Here is a 4,149-nt window from a genome sequence, read left to right as displayed (position 1 = left end):
TCGCCGACCTTGGAGATGCCCTCGCCGAACATGATGTCGAACTCGACCTGCTTGAAGGGCGGCGCGACCTTGTTCTTGACGACCTTGACGCGGACCTGGTTGCCGGTGGCCTCGTCGCGCTCCTTCAGAGTCGAGACGCGGCGGATGTCGAGGCGCACGGAGGCGTAGAATTTCAGCGCGTTGCCGCCGGTGGTCGTCTCCGGGGAGCCGTACATCACGCCGATCTTCATGCGGATCTGGTTGATGAAGATGACCATGCAGTTCGAGCGCGAGATCGAGGCGGTCAGCTTGCGCAGCGCCTGGCTCATCAGGCGGGCCTGCAGGCCGGGCTGGACGTCGCCCATCTCGCCCTCGATTTCGGCGCGCGGGGTCAGCGCGGCGACCGAATCGACCACCAGCACGTCGATCGCGCCGGAACGGACGAGGGTGTCGGTGATCTCGAGCGCCTGCTCGCCGGTGTCGGGCTGGGAGATCAGCAGGTCGTCGAGATTGACGCCGAGCTTGCGGGCATAGACCGGATCGAGCGCGTGCTCGGCGTCGACGAAGGCGCAGACGCCGCCCTTCTTCTGGGCTTCGGCGATGGTGTGCAGGGCCAGCGTGGTCTTGCCGGAGGATTCAGGGCCGAAGATCTCGATGACGCGGCCGCGCGGCAGACCGCCGACGCCGAGCGCGATGTCGAGCCCGAGCGAACCTGTCGAAATCGTCTCGATCTCGATCGCCTGCTGGTTCTTGCCCAGGCGCATGATCGAGCCCTTGCCGAAGGCGCGCTCGATCTGCGAGAGCGCCGCATCCAGCGCCTTGGCCTTGTCCATCGAGGACCCTTCCACCAGTTTCAGATTCGCCTGACTCACGACTCGCGCTCCTTATGGCAGGGGCGCGGGGACATCTCAATCCGCGCCGATGGCGTAGGATGGTCATGGTTTGTTCTCGCGGGCAAGTTCTTTTTCTGTTCTCGTTTCGGGGTTGCTGACAGGAGGTGGCAGGAGAGGCGCGCGGGCGTGTTCGACCTGTTATGCGGCAGCCCGGTTGTTCCGTCTGGAACAGCGGCCATGCGCGGCTGCAGGCAAAACCCATCCATCGGCTTTGGCGCGAACGGGCGAGGATGCGATGGCGAAGGAACTTGTTCAAGCGGTCGGCTGGCACTCGCCGAACCGCGCGAGCGACGTGGCGCTGATCCACGATCTGTTCATGCGGATTCCGGTGTCCGAGGGTGGCGCTCCGCCCGGCTTCAATCCCAAGGGCGGCCATACGGTCCGGACCGACGACCTGATCTACAGGTTCCAAAAGCGCCATGGCCTGGTGGCCGATGCGGTGGCGACGCCGCGGCGTGAAACCTTTCGGTTGATGCAGTCCTTGGCAGGCAAGCTGCCGCCGCGCCGACATGACGAGTTCATCCAGCCGGCGCGGGTGCTCGCGGTCATGACGTCGAAGATCGTCGGACACGCTTACGTCAAGGGTTATGACGGCCAGGAGGAGGCCGGTGGCCTTCACCGCATTCGAGGCCGGTTCCGTGTTCCGCTCTACGAGCTCCGGATCGGGATCGGCGAGGAGACGCTCGGTGAGGATTTTGCGGTGTTTCATGTGCTGCGTTTCGGCGTCCGCTACCGCGATTCCGTCGCTCGAAACGGGGGCGGCTTCAGGCAGATGTTCGCCATCGAAGGGCCGCCGCTGGGTCTGCATGTGCTGAAGCGCAAAAGCTATCTCGGGGGAGCGTGGCAGCTCAAAGGGCAATTCCTTCTCCATCCGGGGCCGGTCTTTCCGCGGGAGCGGGGAGACGACACGCAGGAAGGCATGAACAAGCTCGTCGGCTCGATCGGCTGCATCCAGCCCACGGGCCCACGCGGCATGGCGACGCTCGACGAGTTCGTCCGGCGAGCGTCGTTCAGCAGCCTCTATGACGAGGGCTTCTTCGTCGATCACGATCCGAAGAAGCCGGCGACGGAGCGCGGTGCGATCGCCGACCGGCGGATCACGGAAGCGGGGTCCTTCCGTTGCCTTGTCGAGCCTGCGGCCCGGCCCCCTCTGCTGCCCCTGACAGACCTCACGGCCATCGGTGGGCCTCGGCCGATCCGTGGGTAACTCCGCCAACGCGGCTTAAGGGCGCGCAGATTATCGCCGACAGTGGTAGCCAGATTCCGGGGCGTCCAGCCGGGGGGTGAAGTCGTGAACAGGCGTGCAGGCGATTACGGACTGATCTGCGGCACGCTGCCGCCGGGGCCGCTGAACGCGATCACCGACGTCGCCGGCGTCCGCGTCGGCCATCGCAGCCTGCGGGACGGGGACGTCCTCACCGGCTTCACGGCGGTGCTGCCGCATGAGGGCGATCTCTTCCGGGAGAAGCTGCGGGCGGGCTGCGACGTCATCAACGGCTTCGGCAAGAGCGCCGGGCTGGTGCAGCTCGCCGAGCTCGGCCAGGTCGAGACACCGATCCTGCTCGGCAACACCTTCTCGGTCGGCACCGGCTTCGACGCGCTGGTCAGCCGGGCGCTCGCCGCCAATTCCGAGATCGGGCGCGAGACCGGCACGGTCAACCCGCTGGTGCTGGAGTGCAATGACGGATTCCTGTCGGATATCCGCGCGCGGGCCCTGACCGAGGCCGATGCGTTCGCTGCGCTCGATGCGGCGGCGAGCGGGCCGGTGGCCGAAGGCTCGGTCGGCGCCGGCTCGGGGATGAGCGCCTTCGGCTTCAAGGGCGGCATCGGCACGGCCTCGCGCCTGATGCGGCTGGATGGCCGGGACTTCACGCTTGGCGTGCTGGTGCTGGCGAATTTCGGCAATGCCGGCGATCTCGTCCTGCCGGACGGGCGCCGGCCCGTGCCGCCTGTGCAGACGCCCCCCACGCCGGAGCGCGGGTCAGTCATCATCGTGCTCGCAACCGACCTGCCGCTCGAGTCGCGGCAGCTGGCCCGGGTGGCGCGTCGCTGCGGCGCGGGTCTGGCGAGGCTGGGGGCCTTCTGGGGCCATGGCAGCGGCGACATCGCGGTCGCCTTCAGCACCGCCGGGCGCATCGCCCATCACGAGGCGGCCGACATCCTGCCGATGACGATGCTCAACGAGAGCCAGATCGACGGGCCGTTCCGCGCCGCCACTGAAGCGACACAGGAGGCGGTGCTGAACGCGATGCTGGCGGCGCCGGCCGTGACCGGGCGGGACGGGCATTCGCGCCCATCGCTGGCCGACGCGCTCGGGTGAGCGCGAGCGCGCGCCGGATTATCTCGGAACCGCCGCCGTCATCCCGGGCTTGCCCCGGGATCCATCGGAGGGCTCCGGCACTTTCCGATGGATTCCGGATCGGCGCGGCAGCGCCGCTTGTCCGGAATGACGGTCTGGTTCCGAGTGAAGTCGGTGTATCCACCCCATCGCCGCCTTTACCGTCTCGACGGGCTCCTTCATCGTGACAGGGCTCGGGCAGGACGTGGCCGTCGTCGCCCGCGGCCAGGTTCTGGCGGAGATCGTCCCGACGGCGGTTGCTGCGTGACGGCGGTGGTCGCTCCCGCCGCGTAGGCCGGCTCAGGTGGTGGGCGGCGCCTGCAGCGCCGCGCCCAGACGCTCCAGTTCCAGCGTGTAGCAGTAGAGCGCGAACAGGACGGCGATCAGCAGCGTGCCGCGCCAGGCGATGTCGAGCGGGCCGAGCGCGAGCGCCGGTGCGTGACGCAGGAAATAGACCGAGAACAGGGCGCCGCCGAAGATGAAGCCCAGCCGGCTGGCGAAGGCCAACAAATGGCCGAGCGCGATGTTTCGGACGCTCGAGGGTACAGGGACGGTTCGCAGGCGGTACCAGTAGCAGGCCTGGCTGATTGCCGCCGCGATCAGGAGGTGCAGCACGCTGGAGGGCGCGGATGCGTTGGGCGTACCGAGATTCTCGATCAGGATGCGAAAGCCTGCATGGATGTTGACGAGCATGATCGCGGCGCAGGCGGTCTGCGCGCCAAGCAGGATCGCGTAGCGAAGCAGCTTCCGGTCAGGCATGTCGGCTAGATCGCTTCTGCTCGGATCGGGTCGTTTCAATCACCGTCATCAACTCACTTGCGCTTCGCGTGTTGACAGACGGAGGTCACGGATTTTTGCGTTTGCGATGACGATGAGTTTTCGCATGACTGCGGTGATGGCGACGATCGGTTTTTTGCCGTGTTGGCAGAGCCTTTCGTA

General features: G+C 67.1%; 4 protein-coding genes. 2 read left to right on the top strand and 2 right to left on the bottom strand.

Annotated elements, in window-relative coordinates:
* The coding region (gene recA / locus Q8M82_RS10380) for a recombinase RecA (protein ID WP_305691288.1) at positions 1-851 on the bottom strand (851 nt) is incomplete at its 3' end.
* Positions 852-1,107: 256 nt separating this feature from the next.
* Here recA and Q8M82_RS10375 point away from each other — a divergent pair.
* Both Q8M82_RS10375 and Q8M82_RS10370 read left to right on the top strand, forming a co-directional pair.
* Positions 1,108-2,079 carry a hypothetical protein gene (locus Q8M82_RS10375; RefSeq protein ID WP_305691287.1) on the top strand — a complete coding sequence of 324 codons (972 nt, stop codon included), beginning with the start codon at positions 1,108-1,110 and terminating at the stop codon, positions 2,077-2,079.
* 84 nt (positions 2,080-2,163) lie between these two features.
* Positions 2,164-3,192 carry a DmpA family aminopeptidase gene (locus Q8M82_RS10370; protein ID WP_305691286.1) on the top strand — a complete coding sequence of 343 codons (1,029 nt, stop codon included), beginning with the start codon at positions 2,164-2,166 and terminating at the stop codon, positions 3,190-3,192.
* A gap of 318 nt (positions 3,193-3,510) precedes the next feature.
* On the opposite strand, the gene Q8M82_RS10365 is transcribed toward Q8M82_RS10370, so the two are convergent.
* A complete protein-coding gene (locus Q8M82_RS10365; RefSeq protein ID WP_305691285.1) occupies positions 3,511-3,969 on the bottom strand; it encodes a hypothetical protein in 459 nt (152 codons plus the stop codon).
* Positions 3,970-4,149 lie beyond the last annotated feature (180 nt).

This window comes from Allobosea sp., assembly GCF_030694325.1.
GTDB lineage: Bacteria > Pseudomonadota > Alphaproteobacteria > Rhizobiales > Beijerinckiaceae > Allobosea.
Note: the sequence above shows the minus strand (reverse complement) of the source record. Positions and strands in the feature narration are given on the sequence as shown.